The organism is Paraburkholderia megapolitana, from assembly GCF_007556815.1.
Classification (GTDB): Bacteria; Pseudomonadota; Gammaproteobacteria; order Burkholderiales; family Burkholderiaceae; genus Paraburkholderia; species Paraburkholderia megapolitana.
This window is the reverse complement of sequence record NZ_CP041745.1, coordinates 3134655-3153845: the sequence shown is the minus strand read 5'-3', so window position 1 is coordinate 3153845 and position 19191 is coordinate 3134655. Positions and strand designations below refer to the sequence as shown.

General features: G+C 61.4%; 18 protein-coding genes. 7 read left to right on the top strand and 11 right to left on the bottom strand.

Going from position 1 to position 19191, the window contains the following annotated elements:
- Positions 1-695: 695 nt before the first annotated feature.
- A complete protein-coding gene (locus tag FNZ07_RS27315; protein WP_143098060.1) occupies positions 696-1193 on the top strand; it encodes a hypothetical protein in 498 nt (165 codons plus the stop codon).
- A 150-nt stretch (positions 1194-1343) separates the two neighbouring features.
- On the opposite strand, the gene FNZ07_RS27310 is transcribed toward FNZ07_RS27315, so the two are convergent.
- The 5 genes from FNZ07_RS27310 to FNZ07_RS27290 all read right to left on the bottom strand — a co-directional run bounded on the left by FNZ07_RS27310 (position 1344) and on the right by FNZ07_RS27290 (position 5478).
- Positions 1344-1883 carry a TolC family protein gene (locus FNZ07_RS27310; RefSeq protein WP_091011614.1) on the bottom strand — a complete coding sequence of 180 codons (540 nt, stop codon included), beginning with the start codon at positions 1881-1883 and terminating at the stop codon, positions 1344-1346.
- A 23-nt stretch (positions 1884-1906) separates the two neighbouring features.
- Positions 1907-2994, bottom strand: a protein-coding gene (locus FNZ07_RS27305) for an IS3 family transposase (RefSeq protein WP_091020698.1) whose coding sequence is annotated in 2 segments (ribosomal slippage) — positions 1907-2742 and positions 2742-2994 — 1089 coding nt in all. Because the reading frame shifts where the segments join, the coding sequence is not laid out codon by codon here.
- A 438-nt stretch (positions 2995-3432) separates the two neighbouring features.
- Positions 3433-3750: a hypothetical protein gene (locus tag FNZ07_RS27300; RefSeq protein ID WP_143098175.1), complete on the bottom strand. Its 318-nt coding sequence runs from the start codon at positions 3748-3750 to the stop codon at positions 3433-3435.
- A gap of 467 nt (positions 3751-4217) precedes the next feature.
- Positions 4218-5054 carry a DapH/DapD/GlmU-related protein gene (locus FNZ07_RS27295; protein WP_091019951.1) on the bottom strand — a complete coding sequence of 279 codons (837 nt, stop codon included), beginning with the start codon at positions 5052-5054 and terminating at the stop codon, positions 4218-4220.
- 40 nt (positions 5055-5094) lie between these two features.
- Positions 5095-5478, bottom strand: coding sequence for a hypothetical protein (locus FNZ07_RS27290; RefSeq protein WP_091019953.1), 384 nt, complete (start codon positions 5476-5478; stop codon positions 5095-5097).
- 202 nt (positions 5479-5680) lie between these two features.
- On the opposite strand from FNZ07_RS27290, the gene FNZ07_RS27285 reads away from it, so the two are divergent.
- Positions 5681-6181, top strand: a complete 501-nt coding sequence (locus FNZ07_RS27285) for a GNAT family N-acetyltransferase (protein WP_091019954.1) — start codon at positions 5681-5683, stop codon at positions 6179-6181.
- Positions 6182-6233: 52 nt separating this feature from the next.
- Here FNZ07_RS27285 and FNZ07_RS27280 read toward each other — a convergent pair whose 3' ends face one another.
- From FNZ07_RS27280 to FNZ07_RS27270, 3 genes are read right to left on the bottom strand one after another with little or no spacing between them, the layout of a single operon-like run.
- Positions 6234-7145 carry a cytochrome c oxidase assembly protein gene (locus tag FNZ07_RS27280; RefSeq protein WP_091019957.1) on the bottom strand — a complete coding sequence of 304 codons (912 nt, stop codon included), beginning with the start codon at positions 7143-7145 and terminating at the stop codon, positions 6234-6236.
- 9 nt (positions 7146-7154) lie between these two features.
- Entirely contained in the window at positions 7155-7634 is a 480-nt protein-coding gene (locus FNZ07_RS27275; protein WP_091019959.1) for a copper chaperone PCu(A)C, read from the bottom strand.
- A gap of 21 nt (positions 7635-7655) precedes the next feature.
- Positions 7656-8252 (bottom strand): SCO family protein, encoded by a 597-nt coding sequence (locus FNZ07_RS27270; protein WP_245811749.1) that lies wholly within the window; start codon positions 8250-8252, stop codon positions 7656-7658.
- A 398-nt stretch (positions 8253-8650) separates the two neighbouring features.
- Between FNZ07_RS27270 and otsB the strand changes: the two genes are divergently transcribed.
- Together otsB and otsA are read left to right on the top strand one after the other, a co-directional pair.
- Entirely contained in the window at positions 8651-9400 is a 750-nt protein-coding gene (otsB, locus tag FNZ07_RS27265) for a trehalose-phosphatase (RefSeq protein ID WP_091019961.1), read from the top strand.
- 55 nt (positions 9401-9455) lie between these two features.
- The gene (otsA, locus tag FNZ07_RS27260; RefSeq protein WP_091019964.1) at positions 9456-10892 is read left to right on the top strand and encodes an alpha,alpha-trehalose-phosphate synthase (UDP-forming); all 1437 of its coding nucleotides are present in this window, start codon (positions 9456-9458) and stop codon (positions 10890-10892) included.
- An 84-nt stretch (positions 10893-10976) separates the two neighbouring features.
- Here otsA and FNZ07_RS27255 read toward each other — a convergent pair whose 3' ends face one another.
- The gene (locus tag FNZ07_RS27255) at positions 10977-12812 is read right to left on the bottom strand and encodes an ABC transporter ATP-binding protein (RefSeq protein WP_091019966.1); all 1836 of its coding nucleotides are present in this window, start codon (positions 12810-12812) and stop codon (positions 10977-10979) included.
- Between the two features lie 744 nt (positions 12813-13556).
- On the opposite strand from FNZ07_RS27255, the gene FNZ07_RS27250 reads away from it, so the two are divergent.
- From FNZ07_RS27250 to FNZ07_RS27240, 3 genes are all read left to right on the top strand, one after another.
- Positions 13557-14621: a glycosyltransferase family 4 protein gene (locus FNZ07_RS27250; protein ID WP_091019968.1), complete on the top strand. Its 1065-nt coding sequence runs from the start codon at positions 13557-13559 to the stop codon at positions 14619-14621.
- Between the two features lie 254 nt (positions 14622-14875).
- Positions 14876-15787 carry a hypothetical protein gene (locus tag FNZ07_RS27245; protein ID WP_091019971.1) on the top strand — a complete coding sequence of 304 codons (912 nt, stop codon included), beginning with the start codon at positions 14876-14878 and terminating at the stop codon, positions 15785-15787.
- Between the two features lie 22 nt (positions 15788-15809).
- Positions 15810-16274, top strand: coding sequence for a DUF2214 family protein (locus tag FNZ07_RS27240; protein WP_091019973.1), 465 nt, complete (start codon positions 15810-15812; stop codon positions 16272-16274).
- Between the two features lie 151 nt (positions 16275-16425).
- On the opposite strand, the gene gudD is transcribed toward FNZ07_RS27240, so the two are convergent.
- The gene (gene gudD / locus FNZ07_RS27235) at positions 16426-17775 is read right to left on the bottom strand and encodes a glucarate dehydratase (protein ID WP_091019975.1); all 1350 of its coding nucleotides are present in this window, start codon (positions 17773-17775) and stop codon (positions 16426-16428) included.
- 43 nt (positions 17776-17818) lie between these two features.
- A complete protein-coding gene (locus FNZ07_RS27230; RefSeq protein ID WP_245811750.1) occupies positions 17819-19123 on the bottom strand; it encodes an MFS transporter in 1305 nt (434 codons plus the stop codon).
- Positions 19124-19191 lie beyond the last annotated feature (68 nt).

Sequence of the window (19191 nt, the reverse complement as noted above, 5' to 3'; positions counted from 1 at the left end):
CGCGTCTGCTCAAACCTACGATTGGAGTTTGTGCGGCGTCGAGAGCTAAAGATCGTACCGAAACTGTCGTTAGCGTATTTTTAACTGTTGAGAAATATTCCATGCGTCGATGGATCATCAAGATGGTTGACGCTCTCGATATGCGTGGCGGAACCCCCGCATCGGTGTTTGTCAGTCTTCTGCTGCTTGCAACGGCCGGTGTCCTCTGCCAATGGGGTGGGTCGGTGACGAAACTCCTTGCCCCGGGATCCATCATGTATCGGTTCAACGCGGGCTTCTTTCTTGCCGCCTATGCAATGGGCGGCCGCAGTACAGCCAGATTCGCATGGTTGAGATTTCGGGATGGACGCAGATTTTTCGAACCAGCGGTGCATTGGTCCGATCGCTGGGCACAGAACCTCCTGGCACTCGGACTGGTGGTTATGGCTATCATTGGAGTTGTGGCATGGCTCGTGGGCTGGAATGGAGATCGAACCGGTACAGCCTACGGAGCAGGAACGTTCGTTTGTGTCGCGAGATATAGTTGGAGTGTCGGCAGGTACCTGGAGTTGCACTGACCGTCTATGAGAATCCGACCTGGTATCACGCAGGACTATTACAAGAGGCTAAGCCCCGATCACAAGCTTCAGTGGAAACTGGCTATGTGGTGCCTGTCACTCGTAGTTTCATGGGTCGTCACGAAGACCGGCTATCGTGTGCTCGACTTCATCATCTCATCATCATGCACGCTCGTTACCATGCTGATGATTGAGAGTCAGCGCTCATACACGGAATATTCCCGGAAAACTAGAAAGTTGGTCGTCGTCGCGGCTATCGTCATAGCCCGATGGGGAATATGCGGTCTAGGCATTGTCTACTTCGCACTTGCAGTGGTTGGTGCAATGGGACAAACCTTACGCGACGCCTCTTTAGCAAAAGAACTCCCGGCGAATGCGCAGGCGGCATTCGGAGTGGCGTTTGTCGGCGCCGCAATCTATCAGAGTGTCAAGATCTTCAGGCGTCTGGGCGCTGAAGAGTTGGTGGCGAAGCTTCCGGCCGAGAAGCTCAAAGAGCTGCTTGTTAAGCGCAATTTCATCGCGCACGATTTCAAATCTTTTGTAGCTTTTGAGCTTGGCGTAAGCTGCTTTTCCTATTGCTATGCATCGGTCGTCGCAGGTTTGGCTAATGTTCTTATCCAGATGATGCACAGCTAAAGCAGTGACTGTCTTTGACGTGTGTTCTGTTGAGTATCGTCAACCTGTTGGCAGATGAGGCGAGTAGAAGCTTCCGGAATTTGATCGCCACTGCTGTACTGTCGGTGACCAGTCTTTAGCTGAACACGACCCGATGCAACAAGCCTGGCCTCACCAGTCATGTAGCCGCCCCAGCTTTGCCGCGAGCGTTAGCGTCGCCGTCGCAAAGTCAGCAAGCGATGCGACGTGCTCCTTCTGCGCGCGGGCAAGCGCAGACTGTGCATTCAACACTTCGAGAATCGAGCCAGCGCCTACGCGGTATCGCCGGTTCGCCGCATCAAAGGATTGATCCGCAATGCTCAGGAGCCTTTGGGTCGACTCGACGTTGTCCTCGCTTGCGATGACCGCTTCGTAGTCCGTCCACACGCCCACCGCAACCTGTTTGCGCGCATCACGAACACTCTCTTGCTGCTCCGCCACCTTCGCCTGCGCCTCCCGGATCTGGTACGTCCGTGAGAACCCATCGAAGATCGGAACGCGAACCTGTACCCCGACGTACCAGTCTCGTCCCGTCGCCGGGAACTCAGGAATGCCCAGTCCGAGACTGGCCGGCTGGTTATTGCGTGTGTATTTCGTCGTGAGCGAAACCGTGGGTAGACCATCAGCCTTCGCCTTGTCGACCTGCGCTTCCGCAGGGTAGTCCCCCCGCATTTAACGGAGTTCAGAAGTAGAGGTCATGCCGCGATGGGCAACTTCTGTTTCGGCGGTACGCCGCCGATAGCCGTGTTCGGCCGCTCGTGATTGTATGACCATAGCCACCTGGTCGCATACTCCTGAACATCGGCCACCGTCTCGAAGAGGTAGTGGGCGAGCCAGTCGTATCGAACCGTTTTGTTGTAACGCTCGATGTACGCGTTCTGTTGCGGCTTGCCGGGCTGGATAAACTGCAGAACGATGCCGCGTCTCATGGCCCAGTCCCTGAGCGCATCGCTGACATATTCCGGCCCGTTGTCGCAACGGATCTTCAGCGGCTTGCCGCGCCATTCGATCACCTGATCCAGCGACCGGATAACGCGTAGCGCAGGCAACGAGAAGTCCACCTCGATACACAGGCCTTCCCGGTTGAAGTCGTCGATCACGTTGAACAGCCGGATGCTACGGCCATCAGCAAGCTGATCGTGCATGAAATCCATTGACCAGCACTCGTTCAGTGCTTGCGGCACGGCCAGCGGTTCCGGCTGCTCACGCACCAGCCGTTTGCGTGGCCTGATCCGCAGATTCAGCTCCAGTTCGCGATAGATGCGATAAACACGTTTGTGATTCCAGGTAAAGCCCTTGACATTGCGCAGGTACAAGAAACACAGGCCGAAGCCCCAGTTGCGCTGGTTGTGCGTGAGTCTCACAAGCCACTCGGCGATCACGCTGTTTTCCGCGCAACGCTTTGCCCGGTAACGGTAGCAGGTCTCGCTTACGCCGAACGCCTCACAGGCCGCCCGTACGCTCATTGCCCGTTCTCTGACTGCACGCATGGCCATCTCGCGGCGACGAGATGGCCTCACCACTTTTTTTCAAGCGCCTCGCGCACCACCTCGGCCTTGAGTCGCTCTTCAGCGTACATCTTTTTGAGTCTCGCGTTCTCCGCCTCAAGCTCCTTCATCCGGGTCATCAGTGCCGCGTCCATGCCGCCGTACTTCGAGCGCCATTTGTAGAAGCTCGCGCTGCTCATCCCGTGCTCGCGACACAACTCCGGAACGGGTGTTCCGGCTTCGGCCTGCTTCAAGATCCCAATGATCTGGCTTTCCGTGAATCTGGACGTCTTCATGCAAAATTCCCTGTCAATCTGCTGCTAGAAAATTCTACCTTGAACACCCGTTAATTCGCGGGGGGACTACCGTCGATCGGCGACATTCTTGCCACACACGCCTCGAGACTGCTTGCGCCGGTGCGTAGATATCTTTTTGAGGGGACGTCCAAAGTAGCCGTCGCCCACGCTCTCACACGGCCCTCGGAATAGCCGGAACCTTTGGCCAGCCGCTTTGCAGCCGGCATCTTCTCGACGCGCGGAAAGTAGCCACGGAGCTAGGCAGGCGAACCGCGTAGCGTAGCCGACATTCGTCGTGGAACGGTGGGAGAAAGTCGGGCCAACCGGCATAGAACGGCCGGCCGCTGTGCTTAATTTGGGCTTGGCACAGTGCGAGCGCGTCAACCGGATGTATGCCAATCGTCCCTGATCCGTTGTTGGCGTTCGATCATGGTCTGGTTAATCAGGGTCGGTTGGGTCATCATAACGATGGATCGAGCCGTGCATCCGATCAGGTGGTGCTGTCTTATCATTGTCGCACGCCGACTCCCACCGCTCGGGCAAGACGTTGATGTGCAAACCGAGCTGTTTCGCTGTTTCAATTGGCAGGCACATAACTACGTTAGCACCACCTTGTTCCCGGGTCTGCAATTCCACGCTGACACCGCGCAGTTCCAGATAGACAACGCCCGCTTCGAACACTTCTTCGTAGAAGTGCCAAGACGGCTCTCCAGCTTGATCCGAATCATGATGCGCTAGGGTTGCTTTGGTGCTCATAGTTTGCTCCCGTATCCGAAACGCCCGCCTCATTGTGCTCCCGTACGGCATGTTTCTTCATCGCGTCAACACTCACTCAAACCTCTATTCGCGTGATCTCTCGTTGCCGATCATAGGCGCCATTTTCCCTATCGGTCATTGCGAGTTTATTGACAGGAAAACTTGGATGCTCGCTCGCGGCAGGGTGTCTCTTTGAATGAATCGGTGCGACGACACGACGACCACTCTGCCAGAGATGCAGAGCTTGGGTAACAGAAGGAAAACTCCAATAGATCAAATTGTTACGTCACCTCTTTTTGTACTCATGCTGGTACAGAGAACAAAGTGCAAGGAAATCTGTTCTCTTTCGACAAAGTGCAAAAAATTGCTTCTCTAGTGCTAATCACCAATCAGTTGAATCCCTTGCTTCGTCGTAGTCGAGGTGCAAAAAGATGGTTCCACCAAAGTGCAAGAAATTGTGTCCAGTCTCACGCACCCGTCTGACTGTTTCTGCGAAACAGCAACCCCGAGCGACCCGATAGTGTCCGCGCAGCGACGACGCTGCCATCGGGCATCTTCACTTTCGTCCCCGCAGTCACGTAGAGGCCCGCTTCGACGATGCATTCGTCGCCAAGCGAGATGCCGATGCCCGCGTTCGCGCCAAGCAGGCTGCGCTCGCCGATCGCATTCTTCGTCTTGCCGCCGCCGGACAGCGTGCCCATGATGGACGAACCCGCGCCGACGTCTGAATTCTTGCCGACCGTCACACCGGGTGTCACGCGGCCTTCCACCATCGATTCGCCCAACGTTCCCGCATTGAAGTTCACGAAACCTTCGTGCATCACGGTGGTTCCCGCGGCCAGATGCGCGCCGAGTCTCACGCGGTCTGCATCGGCAACGCGCACACCGTCGGGCACCACGTAGTCGGTCATACGCGGGAAGCGGTCGACCGACGCCACCGTCAAGTGATGAAACTCGGCGGCCACGCGGTCGCGCAGCACATCGACCTTGTCGGGCAGCACGGGCCCGGCCGACGTCCACGCCACGTTCGGCAGCCAGCCGAAAATTCCGTCCAGATTGATCGCGTTTGGCTGCACGGTCCGCTCCGATAGCAGGTGCAGCCGAAGGTACGCATCTTCCGTCGAGACGGGCGGCGCGTCGAAGGATTCGATCGTGACGTCGACGAAGTCGCCCGCAATCAGTCCGACTTTCTCCGCGAGGCAACCGCGCTTTAGCTGCGCGCCCGTTTGCGGGAACCACACGTCGATCGTCTTGCCGGTTTCGGTGTCCCGGTAGCGGTGGCCGGTTCGTTGAAGCGTCGTCATCGAAGTTTCTCCTTTCTGTGCCGCGATATCGCGAAGTCGATCACTGCTGGGCCGCGGCCTGCCTGCGCCACGCAAGCGGTGCAACGGCGAGCACGAACACAAGGAACACGACCTGCGATAGATAGAACGGCGCTGTCCAGAGGTCGGCCATCGCCACATAGTACGTGTTGTGCACGACGTCGCTGACGATGATCAGCACCGTCAGCACGATGCCTGCGCGCGGTCTCACGAACAGCAGCACGATCGCGAGCGGATCGAGCAGCGTCAGCGCGCTCCAGTAGATGCGGCTCGCGAGCGGTGCGCGCGAGCCGAAGCCATAGTCCCACAACACACCGTGCTGCACGACAGCGATGACATGATTGACGCTCGCGGCGAGCAGACAGATTGCGAACACGAGACGGATCACGAGCGAGGTGCGTGTCATGGGAGTGGGGCAGTGAATCGCGAAGTGGCACGAGACGACGATGGTAGCCGATGCGGCGATGAGCTCGGCGCGTAGCGCTACCCGGTCGCTCGAAAAGACGGCTGCGAGAGAACCTTCAACGCGTGCACTTGGCGATCACCGGCTGGTCCCGGCATAATCGAGCCATCCGCTCACGCCTCGCGCACTTTCTCAACCACACTCCATGACCGATCCCCAGCACGCCGACGCACAGGCGGCGACCTCCCGCTTCGAATGGCGCTGGAAAGCGTTCGACGATCTTGCTCCGGCCGAGGTCTACGACATTCTCGCTGCCCGCAGTGCCGTGTTCGTGGTCGAGCAGAATTGCGTATATGGCGATGTCGATGGGCTCGATACGCAGGCGTGGCATCTGAGCGCGTACAGCACCTTCAGCCATGCGCGGCCGGCGCTTGCCGGTTATCTACGCGTGCTGCTGCCGGATATCAACGACGCCGATATCCGCATCGGCCGCGTACTGACGATGCCTGATTTTCGCGGCATGGGCATCGGTCGCGCGCTGCTCGAGCGCGCATTGACTCATATCTACGCGCAGTGGCCCGGCGTGCCGATTCGTCTGCATGCGCAGGCGCATTTGCAGCCGTTCTACGGCGCGTTCGGTTTCGAGCCGATCTCCGATGAGCATGAAGAAGACGGCATTCTGCACGTCTGGATGCGTTCAGCCTGAAGGAACCGGCGGCGGCGTGAGGCATTCGCTACCACGCCGCCACATGACGTAATCAGTTGCGCGCGGGTTGCGGGCGCGACGTATCCACTACATTCGACGTGAGCGAAGAAGGCCCGCGCGGTGCGGACGCCGGCGGCCCGGCATGCCGGGTGCGCAGTCGCGCCCGTGCCGACAGTCGCATCCAGTTGCGCAGCGCGAACACGGCGCCGATTACGCTCATCATCGAACCGGGAATCCACAACAGAAGGCCGCCGATCTGCTGATCGCGCATCGGGCTAAGCCACGTGAACGCGCGTCCGCAGATCGAATACACCGGGTACAGTTCGCGCGACGAAAAGAAGATGAACGCACCGAGCACGATCTGCGGCGGAATCGCGGCGATCACGACAAGTACCCGCCGTCCCGGCGAGAGTCGCGCGGGCGGAGCCGGTCGCGGGTCGAGCACGAGCCACCAGAACATCAGGCCGTCGATCGCCATGCTCCAGTTCATCACGCGATACAGCCGCCAGTCGAGCATCGCGACGAAGTGAATCGGCGACAGCAACCAGAAGTAGATCAACCCGACGAACAGCGCGACCGCGACGACCGGATGCATCAGCACATCGAGAATCGCACGCACCGGGCGCGCCGCAAGCGTAGGGCGCACGAAGCGCTGCCGCCAGCGGAACGGGATGCCCGCGCGCAACGCGGCACCTGGATAGGACAGTGCGATAAAGAACGGGCCGAGGTGATGCAGCACGAGATGCTGCGTGCGATGCATAAAGAACTCATGCTCGAAGAAGTAGTCGAGCCGTGTATGCAGTGCGACGTAGAGCGCGCCGAGTCCGAACCAGAACGAGATGCGCCGGCGCATCGACACCTTGGCCTTGTGCGCCCCGCGTGCGAACAGGATCGCCGCGATCAGCATGACGATGACTACGGTCGGCGACGGTTCCCACGGGTCGAGCCAGTAGAGCAGGTTCATCGTGTGCGATCAGTTTTGCTGGGCAGGCGGTTTGACCGCAAACGGCGTGTCGAGCGTTTCGCCGTCGGAGAAGTGCAGTTGCAGATGCACGGTGTTGCCGGGGGCGATCGGATGCTTTGCGTCTTCGAGCATCAGGTGATAGCCGCCCGGTGCAATCGATACGCTACCGTGCGCGGGCACGGTCAGCTTGTCGACCATCACCATCTTTTGGGTCGAGCCCGCCGATACCGTTTGATGCAGCATCGCGCTGCCGTAGTCGCTGCTCGAGACGTCGACGAGATCGACCGGTTTGTCGCCGCGATTGGCGAGTGTTACGTAGCCCGCAGCAGGCAGCGTGCCGGGCAGCCAGCGGACCCAGGCGTTCTGCGCGGTGATGACCGGTGTAGTCGTGGCGGCATGTGCGAGCGGTGTTGTGATGCCCGCAAAGGCAAACGCACAGAGGCCAGCAGCGGTGTGTGCAAATCGGCGTGAAGTGAACGAAATCGTCATGGCGGGGCGAGCAAACAAAGATCAGGAGTGAGCGTCGATGATACGACGCACGTCGTGGGCGATGACGTCGGGCGAGTCTTGATCGGTGGCGAGCAGGCGCGCGTGGCCCTCGGCATCGAAGATGTACACGGCCGAACTGTGCGTCACTTCATAGTCGCCGTTCGGATCGCGCTTTTCCATCTGGTAGGCGACACGGTAGCGCTGCGCCATCGATTCGATCTGCCTGTCGCTGCCCGTCAGGCCGCGCGCATGTTGCGCATCGAATGCGCCGAGATACTCGTGCAGCGCTTTGGGGGTATCGCGTGCCGGGTCGACGGTCACGAACAGGATGCGCACCTGCTGCGCATCGGGACCGAGTTGGGTCAGTACCTGCATCAGCCGCGCCATCGTCTCCGGGCAGACATCGGGGCAGTGCGTGTAGCCGAAATAGACCAGCGACGTGCGGCCCTTGAACGTATCGCCGGTGGCGGGTTTGCCGTCGTCGCCGGTGAGCGAGAACGAAAGGTCCGGCAGATGGCCGGTCACATCGGTCAGTTTCCAGGGCTCGGCTTCGTGCGAGCAACCGGTTAGCGTGCCGGCTGCGCCCAGTATGCCGAGCGCGGCGCACAGAACGAGCATGCGCGGGAGCCGCATGCGTATCAGGCTCGCGCGACGGCGAAGCGGTTGCATTTGCATGGTCTAGCGGAAGAATTCAGGGGAACAAAGGCTGTGGCGGGCACTCGATTCAATACCGGACGCGGGCGGCACAGGCCATCGTGGCTGCGACTCTAGCGCAAATCGCCGGCCCACGTCGCCGCAACCGGGCGAGCCCGTGCCGGACGAGGCAATATGCCGCAGAGCGCTGAAAGCACATTGAAATCAGATCGTTTTGCTTTTGAACGAAGTAGCCCGACCCGATCGGCCTGTAACGCCCGCCGGCATTGCGCGCAGGCTTACTTTCTCGAAAAATGAACGGATGCGCGGTAAGATGCGCACACTTTTCCGGCTGCACCCAGCTGAGAGGCAAGATAAAACCGATGCAAGCACTTCCGGCTGTTCTGTCTCCTGCGGAGACCGCATTCTTCTTCGACTTCGACGGTACGCTCGTCGAACTGGCGCCGACACCCGACGGCGTACTCGTGCAACCCGACACCCTCGAGCTACTCACCGAACTGCGGCGCCTGACCCATGGCGCGGTGGCGATCGTGTCGGGGCGCGGCATCGACAGCATCGACGCGTTTCTCGGCATGCCCGATCTGCCGATCGCGGGTCTGCACGGCGCCGAGCGGCGCGACGCGAACGGCGATACCCAGCGCATCGGTTTTAACGACGAACGTCTGCTGCGCATGGAGCAGGTGCTCGCGCAGGTCGTGAACCAGAACCCCGGCATGCTGCTGGAGATCAAGGGCGCCGCGATCGCGTTGCACTACCGTAATGCGCCGGATCGCGAGCCGCTTGCCCGCGAGGCCACCGGCCGTCTCGTTGCCGACTATCCGGACACGTACGTGCTGCAACCCGGCAAGATGGTCTACGAGATCAAACCGAAGGACGTCGACAAGGGTCGCGCATTGCGCGCGTTTCTCGACGAACCGCCGTTCGCGGGACGTCGTCCGGTGTTTGTCGGCGACGATCTGACCGACGAAAAGGGTTTCGCCGTCGTCAACGAATACGGTGGCGTGTCGATCAAGGTTGGAGCCGGCGACACGATCGCACACAGCCGCGTCGACTCCGTGCGCGCGCTGCATGTGTGGCTGGCTGCGCTTGTCGCAGCGGCACGCGGTGCATGAATGAGCGTAGTCGAATGAACGTGATGGGACTGTTTTTGCACGGAGCATGCAGGCCATGAGCCGACTGATCATCGTATCGAATCGTGTGGCGCCGATTTCGGAGGGCGGTCCTGCGGCCGGCGGCCTCGCGGTTGGCGTGTACGACGCGCTGAAGGAAACCGGCGGCATGTGGTTCGGATGGAGCGGCGACGTGCTGAGCTCCGGGCAGCCGCAGATCAAGGTCGAAGAACGCGGACCCGTCACGTTCGCGACGATCGGCCTCGTGCGACGCGACTATGACCAGTACTACCGCGGTTTTTCGAATGCGACGCTGTGGCCCGCGTTTCACTATCGCGCGGATCTGCTGCAGTACGACCGCCACGAGTTCGAAGGCTACTGCCGCGTGAACGCGTGGCTCGCGCAGCAACTGGTGCCGCTGCTGCGGCCCGACGATGTGATCTGGGTGCACGACTATCACCTGATCCCGTTCGCGCAGGCGCTGCGCTCAGCCGGTGTGAAGAATCGCATCGGCTTTTTCCTGCATATTCCGTTTCCCGCTTCGCAGGTACTGCTGGCGGTGCCGCCGCATCGCGCGCTGGTCGAGGCGCTGTGTTCGTTCGATCTGCTCGGCTTCCAGACCGCGCCCGATCTGCGTGCGTTCTGCGATTACATCGTCAATGAGGCAGACGGAACTGTCGAAGCATCGCGTGGCCGGCCAACCGTCGTGCGCGCGTTCGGCAGAACGTTATATGCCGCCGATTATCCGATCGGCGTCTATCCCGACGAGATCGCGGAACTCGCCAAAGCCGGGGAGCGCGGCAAGCCCGTGCGCACGATGAAGGCGACGCTGCACGCACGCAAGCTGATCATGAGCGTCGACCGGCTCGACTATTCGAAGGGACTGGTTGAGCGTTTCCGTGCGTTCGAGCGCCTGCTCGAACAGACGCCGGCGCAACGCAACAAGGTGTCGTTCCTGCAGATCGCACCGCCGACGCGCGCCGATCTGCACGCTTATCAGGACATCCGCTTGCAGCTCGAGAGCGAGTCGGGCCGGATCAATGGGCGCTTTGCGGAACTGGACTGGACGCCGATCCTGTATATCCATCGGCAGTACGAGCGCTCGGTGCTAGCGGCGTTGTTTCGTACCGCGCATGTCGGCTACGTCACGCCGTTGCGCGACGGCATGAACCTCGTCGCAAAGGAATATGTATCGGCGCAGGACCCGGAGAACCCCGGAGTATTAGTGTTGTCGCGCTTTGCCGGCGCGGCGCAGGAGTTGCACGGCGCACTGATCGTCAATCCGGTGGACATCGACGGGATGGCGGACGCACTGGCGGCCGCATTGACGATGCCGCTCGAAGAACGACAGGCGCGCCATCGGGACATGATCGTGCAACTGCGGGAGAACAACGTGTCGGTGTGGCGCGATAACTTCATGCGCGATCTGCAGCGCTCGGGCGATGCGGCACTGGGGCGGGGTGCCGACGCTGCGCCTGCGGCGGCTGCGGGCTGATCGACGGTCCTGCGCACGGTATAGAAACCGCTACGCCAGATCAAACGGTAGCCGGAACGCGCCGGCTACACCATCGCACTTCCCTCAAGCAACGTGCTGTTCGTCGACCTTCTTGCCGCCGATATGCAGCGTCGTGCCCTTGCCATACTGCTTGGTAAGCAGATCGCGATAAATCCCCGGGCGATTGCGCAGTTCTTCGGGGGTGCCGTCGTCGATCACCTTGCCGGTGCTCATCACGATGATCCGGTCGAAGTTGTGCAGCGTGGACAGCCGGTGCGCGATGGCGATCACGGTACGTCCGACCATTAAACGATCGAGTGCCTTCTGGATTGCTTCTTCGGATGCGCTGTCGAGTGCCGAGGTAGCCTCGTCGAGCAGCAGGATCGGCGCATTCTTCAGGATCGCGCGCGCGATCGCGATGCGCTGGCGTTGACCGCCCGACAGCTTCACGCCGCGGTCGCCGACGATCGTATCGAAGCCGTCCGGCATCGCTTCGATGAAATCCGTGCAGCGCGCTTCGCGCGCCGCAGTAATGACTTCTTCGCGGGTTGCTTCGGGGCGGCCGTATGCGATGTTCTCGAACACCGAGCGATGGAACAGAGAAATGTCCTGCGGGACCAGTGCCATCGCATGGCGCAGGCTCGTCTGCGTCACCCCGGCGATATCCGTGCCGTCGATCTTGATCTGCCCGCCCTGGGTTTCGTAGAAGCGCTGCAGCAGCGCGAGTACGGTCGATTTACCGGCCCCCGACTTGCCGATCAACCCGACACGCTGGCCAGGTTCGATATGCAGATCGAAATGGTCGAGGATCGGCCGGCGGCGCGGATAGGCGAAGGTCACGCGTTCGAAGTCGACGCGGCCGCCTTGCGGCACGAGTTCGCCGGCGTCCGACCGGTCGGGCATGCCGTGCGGCTCGAGCAGCGTCTTCACGGCCTCGGCGAGCCGCGCGACGTGCTGCGTGACGTCGACGAGCGCGACGGCGAGGTCGCGCGTGCCGTGCAGGATCGTGAAGCCAAGCGAGCTGACCAGCACGATGTCGCCCGAGGTCGCCTTGCCCTGGTCCCACAGCCACAGCGCCCAGCCAAGCAACCCCGCCGACAGCAGCGCCGTGATCACCGCATGCAGCAGACGCAGCTTTTCGAGGTACAGCAGGCTCTGCTGCCGCGCATCCATTTCCGCTTTCACCGTCGCGCCGAAGCGCTTCTGCTCGCGGAAGGTCATGCCGAATGCGCGCACGAGCCCCATGTTGCTGATCACGTCGACGAGTTCGCCGTCGACCGACGCCGCTTTCGTCGCGAAGCGATGGTGACGCGCGGAGCCGCGCCCGGCCAGCTTGTACAGCACCACCGACAGAATCGCCGAGCACAGCAACAGACCGCCCGCCATCAATGGATTGACGGCGGTGATCATGACGATCGCGCCGCACACGGCGATGCACGGCGGCAAGACGTTCCAGGCGGTGGTGTTCTCAGCCGTGTAGACCGCGTTCGATGTCGCCGTGATGCGGCTGGCCAGCATGCCGGGCTGTTTCTCGGCGTAGTAGGTCGGCGAATGGCCGCTCAGATACTGGAACAGATCGCGCCGCAAGTCGCCAGTCACTGCCACGAACGTATGCGCGGCGACCCAGCCGCCGACGCGCCACAGCATGTTGTCCGCGGCAATCAGGCCGACGAGGATCGCGAACGCGGTCCACAGCGGCCCCGGATGATGGCGGCCGGTGCCGAGCACGTCGATCAGATGCTTGATCGCGTATTGCGAAGCGAGCGCACACCCGACCGCGGCAAACACGCTGCACAGCACGATGGCGTGCGCAAGCGGATGGCGGCGGATGAAGCGGAAGAGAAACGCAAGCGGCCGGTCCGCATAGCTCGCGAGCTTTGCGTTGTGGACGTTACGCTGTGCGGGAGTCAAATGTTCCAATTGTTCGTGTGGTTGGTGTGAGGCGGGTTAGCGATGCCGAGGCCGCAATGCGTTCGCAACACAGATGAATGTTCCGGCATTGTAAATACGCAAAAGCTATTCCGCATGCGGAATGTGGCTGCAACTGCATCTCTATGCGAGAACGAGGGTAGGGCGATGAGGCAGGTCTCTGTCCTCCGAGTCGCGGATTGCCCACGGGTTCACCGCCCGGCCTGCTATTTCGAGACACAATCGCGATATAATTACAGATTGCATTCAGCGTACCCCCTGTTCGTCGCTACTTTGCGGGCCGTCGGACGGCCGCCCAGGCGGTTTAAAACGGTAGCAGGGTGACGCGGCAGCGCGGCGAAGCACTTGTTCCGCAGTGCAGCGAACCAGTCTTCAATGTAAAACTGTCTTGCAAAACAAGGGTTTGCAAAATGTTTCGCCTTTGTAACAACGTAAAGTTTTTGAAATGTTGTGCACTACCACAGGTGTCGGGCGCGGATAATGCGCCTTCGGTCAGCCCTCTGGGATTTTTCTGACGATCTGTCAACGATCGTTCATCCGACGCGTTTACGCCGGATGGGCAAGCTGGCAGACGACGACCAGTGTGGGTGTCCTTGCAAGCGATCCGTCGCAGGATTTCTCGAAAAAAACAGGCCAGGCCGGTTTTCTTCGGCCGTACCGCCGTAGCGAGCAAACGAATCGCTTTTACCAACCGCAGTACTTTTTTGCCTGATTTTTTACGAGGAGTTCTCCATTATGCGAATCGCTCAAATCGCTCCCTTACACGAGGCAGTTCCGCCCAAGCTGTATGGCGGCACGGAACGGGTAGTGTCATACCTGACCGAAGCGCTCGTCGAACAGGGACACGATGTGACGCTGTTTGCCAGCGGCGATTCGCAGACCTCGGCGAAACTCGAAGCATTCTGGCCGCAGGCACTGCGCCTCGACCCGACCATCCGTGACACGATGGCGCCGCACATGCTGTTGCTCGAAGAAGTGCGCCGTCGCGCAGACGAATTCGACGTGCTGCATTTCCACATCGACTATTACCCGTTCTCGCTGTTCTCGCGCCAGCCGACGCCGCATCTGACGACGCTGCACGGCCGTCTCGATCTGCCCGAACTGCAACCGATCTTCAACACGTTCAACGACGTGCCGGTCGTATCGATTTCGGACAACCAGCGCTCGCCGCTGCAACAGGCGCACTGGCTGTCGACCGTGTATCACGGTCTGCCGGAAAACCTGCTCAAGCCGATTCCGGACGTCAAGCCCAGCTACCTCGCATTCCTCGGCCGTATCTCGCCGGAAAAGCGCCTCGACACGGCCATCCGTATCGCCGAACAGGCCGGCATGCCGATCAAGGTTGCAGCCAAGCTCGACAAGGCCGATCGCGCCTACTACGAAGAAGTCATCAAGCCGCTCATGTCGCTGCCGCACGTCGAGTACATCGGCGAAATCAGTGAAGCGGAAAAGACCGAGTTCCTCGGTAATGCACACGCGCTGCTGTTCCCGATCGACTGGCCGGAGCCCTTCGGTCTGGTGATGATCGAAGCAATGGCATGCGGTACGCCGGTCATCGCGTTCAAGCGCGGTTCGGTGCCGGAAGTGATCGAAAACGGCGTGTCCGGTTTCGTCGTCGAAGACGAAATCAGCGCAGTCGCTGCCGTTAAGCGCTTGCACACGCTGCCGCGCGAGACCGTTCGCAAGGCGTTTGAAGCGCGTTTCTCGTCGAAGGTGATGGCGAAGAACTACGTCGCTGCCTACGAAGAACTGCTGCGCCGCAAGCGCCGTACGGTGCTGCGCGAAGTCAACGCGGGCTGAGGTCGACGCGTTTTTTCCGGCGCCCGTGTGGGTTGTCGGAAGGGCCCGCATAGCTGAGATAGCCGTTCGCAACGCCCCGCATGCGTCAAGCATGCGGGGCGTTGTTGTATGCGCGCCGCGGATATCGGCAGGAAACCACACCGCGCCCCGTGAAAGTGCCGTTTCGCGCGCGCTAACCGTGAGCCTTCGTCACATAGTCCCTATAATGGCCGTGCCGCAAACCGGCGGTGCCGCCGACGATACAGGAGGATGCTTTGGCGAGAACGAAAGAGACGCGTGCGAACGCGGCGCCCGGCGCCGGGACGCTCTTCGCGCTACGCGCCATCGGTCTCGTGATTCTGGCTCGCTGGCTGTTCTCGATGGCACAGATGGATATCTTCGCCGCGCTATCGGGGATGGCATCGTCGCCTTGGGCGTGCATCAATCTCGTGTTCCTGTTCCTGCTGATCTTTCTGCCCGGCGCGCGCGCCCAGGCCGAGCGGCCGTTTCATCCGTTGCCGCAGTGGCTGCGCCAGGCGCTGCGGTTCTTCGCGCTGCTCGGTTTCGTTTTTGCGCTCTGGTCGATCGGAGCTTTCGTGCTGACCGCCGGCTGGCGGCGCACGCTCAATACCGTCGCTGCGACCAACGGCTGGCTCGTTGCCGCGCCGGCGCTGTATGCCGCCGTGCTGTGGATCTGCCGGCCGCGTCCGTTGTGGCGAACCAATATCGCGGCGCGGCGTTTTGCGATCGGCCGCTATGCGGTTGCTCTTGATGTCGTGACGCGCACCGTGATCGTCTGGGCGGAGAGCCGCAAGCTCGGTCAGTACGATGCGCGTGAATTGTCGGTGCGCTGGCTTGCCGGCGTTACGGGTGGCGTGTCGGCAGGCAATGCCGGCGTTGCCGGTAGTGCCGCGGCGCCGGCCGATGCCGCCGTCTCCAGCGAACCTTCTACACCGATCGAAGCGGACGCGCCTACGCCTGCCGCTGCGCTGCGCCATGCGGCACCGGTGACGCCCGCAAGATCAGGCGCCGCCCGCTGGGGCCGCCGACCGAAGATCGAACTGCTATGGAACTCGCCGGCTGCGGCGGGACATAATCGCCAGCGGGTGTTTCGCACGCCGCTCGCCACCGAAGGCGACCGTACCGCCGCGCGAGCGCTCGACACGACGTTGAGCCAGACCGTTTAGGCTGGCCTTCACAGGAGTCGCCATGCTGATTCGCTGGTTGCTTGCCGCTATTCATCTGCTGGCTTACGGTTTTGCACTCGTGTCGATTCTCAGACGCAGCGTCGCGCTGCGGCACTGTTCGACATCGGCTGGGTTACCGGCGGTTTTTCATGCCGATAACGGCTGGGCTGTTTCGGCTGTGGTGCTGATCGTCACCGGCGCGATGCGGGCGTTCGGCGGTTACGAAAAGGGCGCCGACTACTATCTGCACGAGCCGCTGTTTCATCTGAAGATGGGCGCGCTGGTTCTGATCCTGCTGCTCGAAATTGCGCCGATGATCGGTCTGATTCGCTGGCGTATCGCGTTGAAGAAAGGCGTGGAGCCCGATCTCGGGCGGGCCCGGCGCTACGCCGGTATCGGCGTGGTGCAGCTCGTGTTGCTGGTACTGATGGTGTTTGCCGCAACGGGGATGGCGCGCGGAATCGGGTTGCCGGACAACGCGGTTTAATTTCACCGATCTCGCCGAGCCCGTCGATCAGGAAGAACGACGGGCCACACACGACGATCCCGCGCCGAGCTTGCATTGAGCGCTGGGCGCATGCCGGCTTACCGCCTCGCCTGGCGTACAGCGCTCAATCAAGTATTCGCCGCTGTCCCCCTCAACGCACAAGACAAGGCCGCTTGTTATCGAACGTCCAGTTCGGAATCAGGTATTGCATCGCAACGCCGTCGTCGCGTGAGCCGAGGCCATGCTGCTTGTAGAGCTCATGTGCCTTTGCAACCTCATCCATGTCGAGCTCGACGCCGAGTCCACCGCGCGGCGGCACCGCAACCATTCCACCGACGATCTTCAACGGTTCGCGCGTAAGCCGCTGACCGTCCTGCCAGATCCAGTGCGTATCGATCGCGGTGATCTTGCCCGGCGCCGCTGCGGCGACATGCGTGAACATCGCAAGCGATATGTCGAAGTGATTGTTCGAATGCGAGCCCCATGTGAGCCCCCATTCGTTGCACATCTGCGCGACGCGCACCGAGCCCTGCATCGTCCAGAAGTGCGGGTCGGCGAGCGGAATATCCACTGACTGCAGCTGGATTGCGTGACCCATCTGGCGCCAGTCGGTGGCGATCATGTTGGTCGCCGTCCTCAGACCCGTCGCGCGCCGGAATTCGGCCATCACCTCACGCCCCGAGTAGCCGTTCTCCGCACCGCAGGGATCTTCCGCATAGGCCAGCACATCGTGCTGGTCGCGGCACAGACGGATCGCTTCCGCGAGCGACCATGCACCGTTCGGATCGAGCGTAATGCGGGCATCCGGGAAGTGTTCGGCTAGCGCGGTCACGGCTTCGATTTCCGCATCGCCCGCGAACACGCCGCCCTTCAGCTTGAAATCGTTGAAGCCGTAACGCGCGTGCGCCGCTTCCGCGAGCCGCACGACGGCTTCCGGCGACAACGCAGCTTCGGTGCGCAGTCGCGTCCAGTCGTCGTCCGCAGTGCCGTCCGCGTAGGGCAGGTCGGTTTTCTTGCGATCGCCGACGTAGAACAGATAACCGAGCATCTCCACACGCTCGCGCTGCTGCCCTTCGCCAAGCAGCGCCGCGACCGGCACATCGAGATGCTGGCCCAGCAGATCGAGCAGCGCGGCTTCGAGCGCGGTCACCGCGTGGATCGTCGTGCGCAGATCGAAAGTCTGCAGGCCGCGTCCGCCCGCATCGCGATCGGCGAACTGTTTGCGCACGGTGTTCAGCACGTTGTTGAAGCGCCCGATCGACTGGCCGACGACGAGCGGTCGCGCATCGTCGATGGTCTGGCGGATCTTTTCGCCGCCCGGCACTTCGCCGACACCGGTGCGTCCCGCGCTGTCCTTGAGGATCACGATGTTGCGCGTGAAAAACGGTCCGTGCGCGCCGCTCAGATTCAGCAGCATGCTGTCGCGGCCGGCGACCGGAATGACCTGCAGTTCCGTGACCTTCGGGGTGTCGGTGGAGTGGCTTGAGACGGTTGCGTTCATGATGATCGGTGAGCGAGAAAAGAAAAAACCAGGGCAGTGGAGATCAGGCGACGATGAGCGAGTCTTTCAGTTCGACCCGCTTGATCTCGCCGACCACGAACAGATAGCACGCGATCGCAACCAGCGCATTCGCACCGACGAAAACCAATGCCGCCGCGAACGAGCCGGTGCCTTGCACGAGGTAGCCGATCACGATCGGCGTCGTGATACCGGCTGCGTTGCCGAATGTGTTGAAGAGCGCGCCGCACAGACCGCCGGCCTGTTTCGGTGCAGTATCCGCGACGACGGCCCAGCCGAGCGCGCCAACACCTTTGCCAAAAAACGCGAGCGCCATGATAGCGACGACGATCCACTGCGTGTCGACATAGTTGCACGCAATCATGCAGGTCGACAGCAGCATGCCTGCGACGATCGGCGCCTTGCGTGCGAAGGTCGCCGAGTAGCCGCGACGCAGCAGCGCGTCGGAGATCACACCGCCGAGTACGCCGCCGAGAAAACCGCAGATCGCCGGAATCGCTGCTAGAAAACCGGCCTTCAGGATCGACATGTGCCGCTCCTGAACGAGGTAGATCGGAAACCACGTGAGAAAGAAGTAGGTGAGCGTCGTGATGCAGTACTGGCCGATGAACACGCCGAGCAGCATGCGGCTCCTGAGCATTTCCTTCACGCACGCGACGGTCCTGACCTGACGCACCACTGGTGCCGCCACACCGCCGTGCGCACTGCGCGGCTGGTCGAGATCCACGAGACCGCCGCCCGCTTCGATGTAGCGAATTTCCTGCTGGTTCGCGCGCGGATGTTCCTTTGGCGCGTAGACGGTTTTCATCCACACGCCGGCGATCAGGATGCCCAGCACGCCCATCACCGTGAACACATGCGGCCAGCCGAACGCATGTGTGATCCAGCCCATCAACGGGGCGAACACCACGGTCGCGAAGTATTGCGACGCGTTGAAGATGGCCGCGGCGGTGCCGCGTTCCGCGGTCGGAAACCACGCCGAGACGATCCGGCTGTTGCCGGGAAATGCAGGCGCTTCTGCGATACCGACCAGAAAGCGCAGCACGAACAGCGCAGCAATCGCCGTGCCAACGGCGAGACCGACCACCCAGCCTTGCATCATCGTCAGCAGCGACCACGCGAAGATGCTGACCGCGTAGGTGCGTTTCGAGCCGAAGCGATCGAGCAGCCAGCCGCCCGGCAATTGCGCGATTACATATGACCACGCAAAGGCGGAGAAGATGTAGCCCATCATGACCGGCGACAGACCGAGATCGTGTTGCATCGCTGTGCCGGTAATCGACAGCGTCGCGCGGTCTGCGTAGTTCAGCGTGGTCACGACGAGCAGCATCAACACGATCAGATAACGGACCTTCGTCGCACGTCCTGTCGGTGCTGCGGTGGTCGTATCGTTGGCGC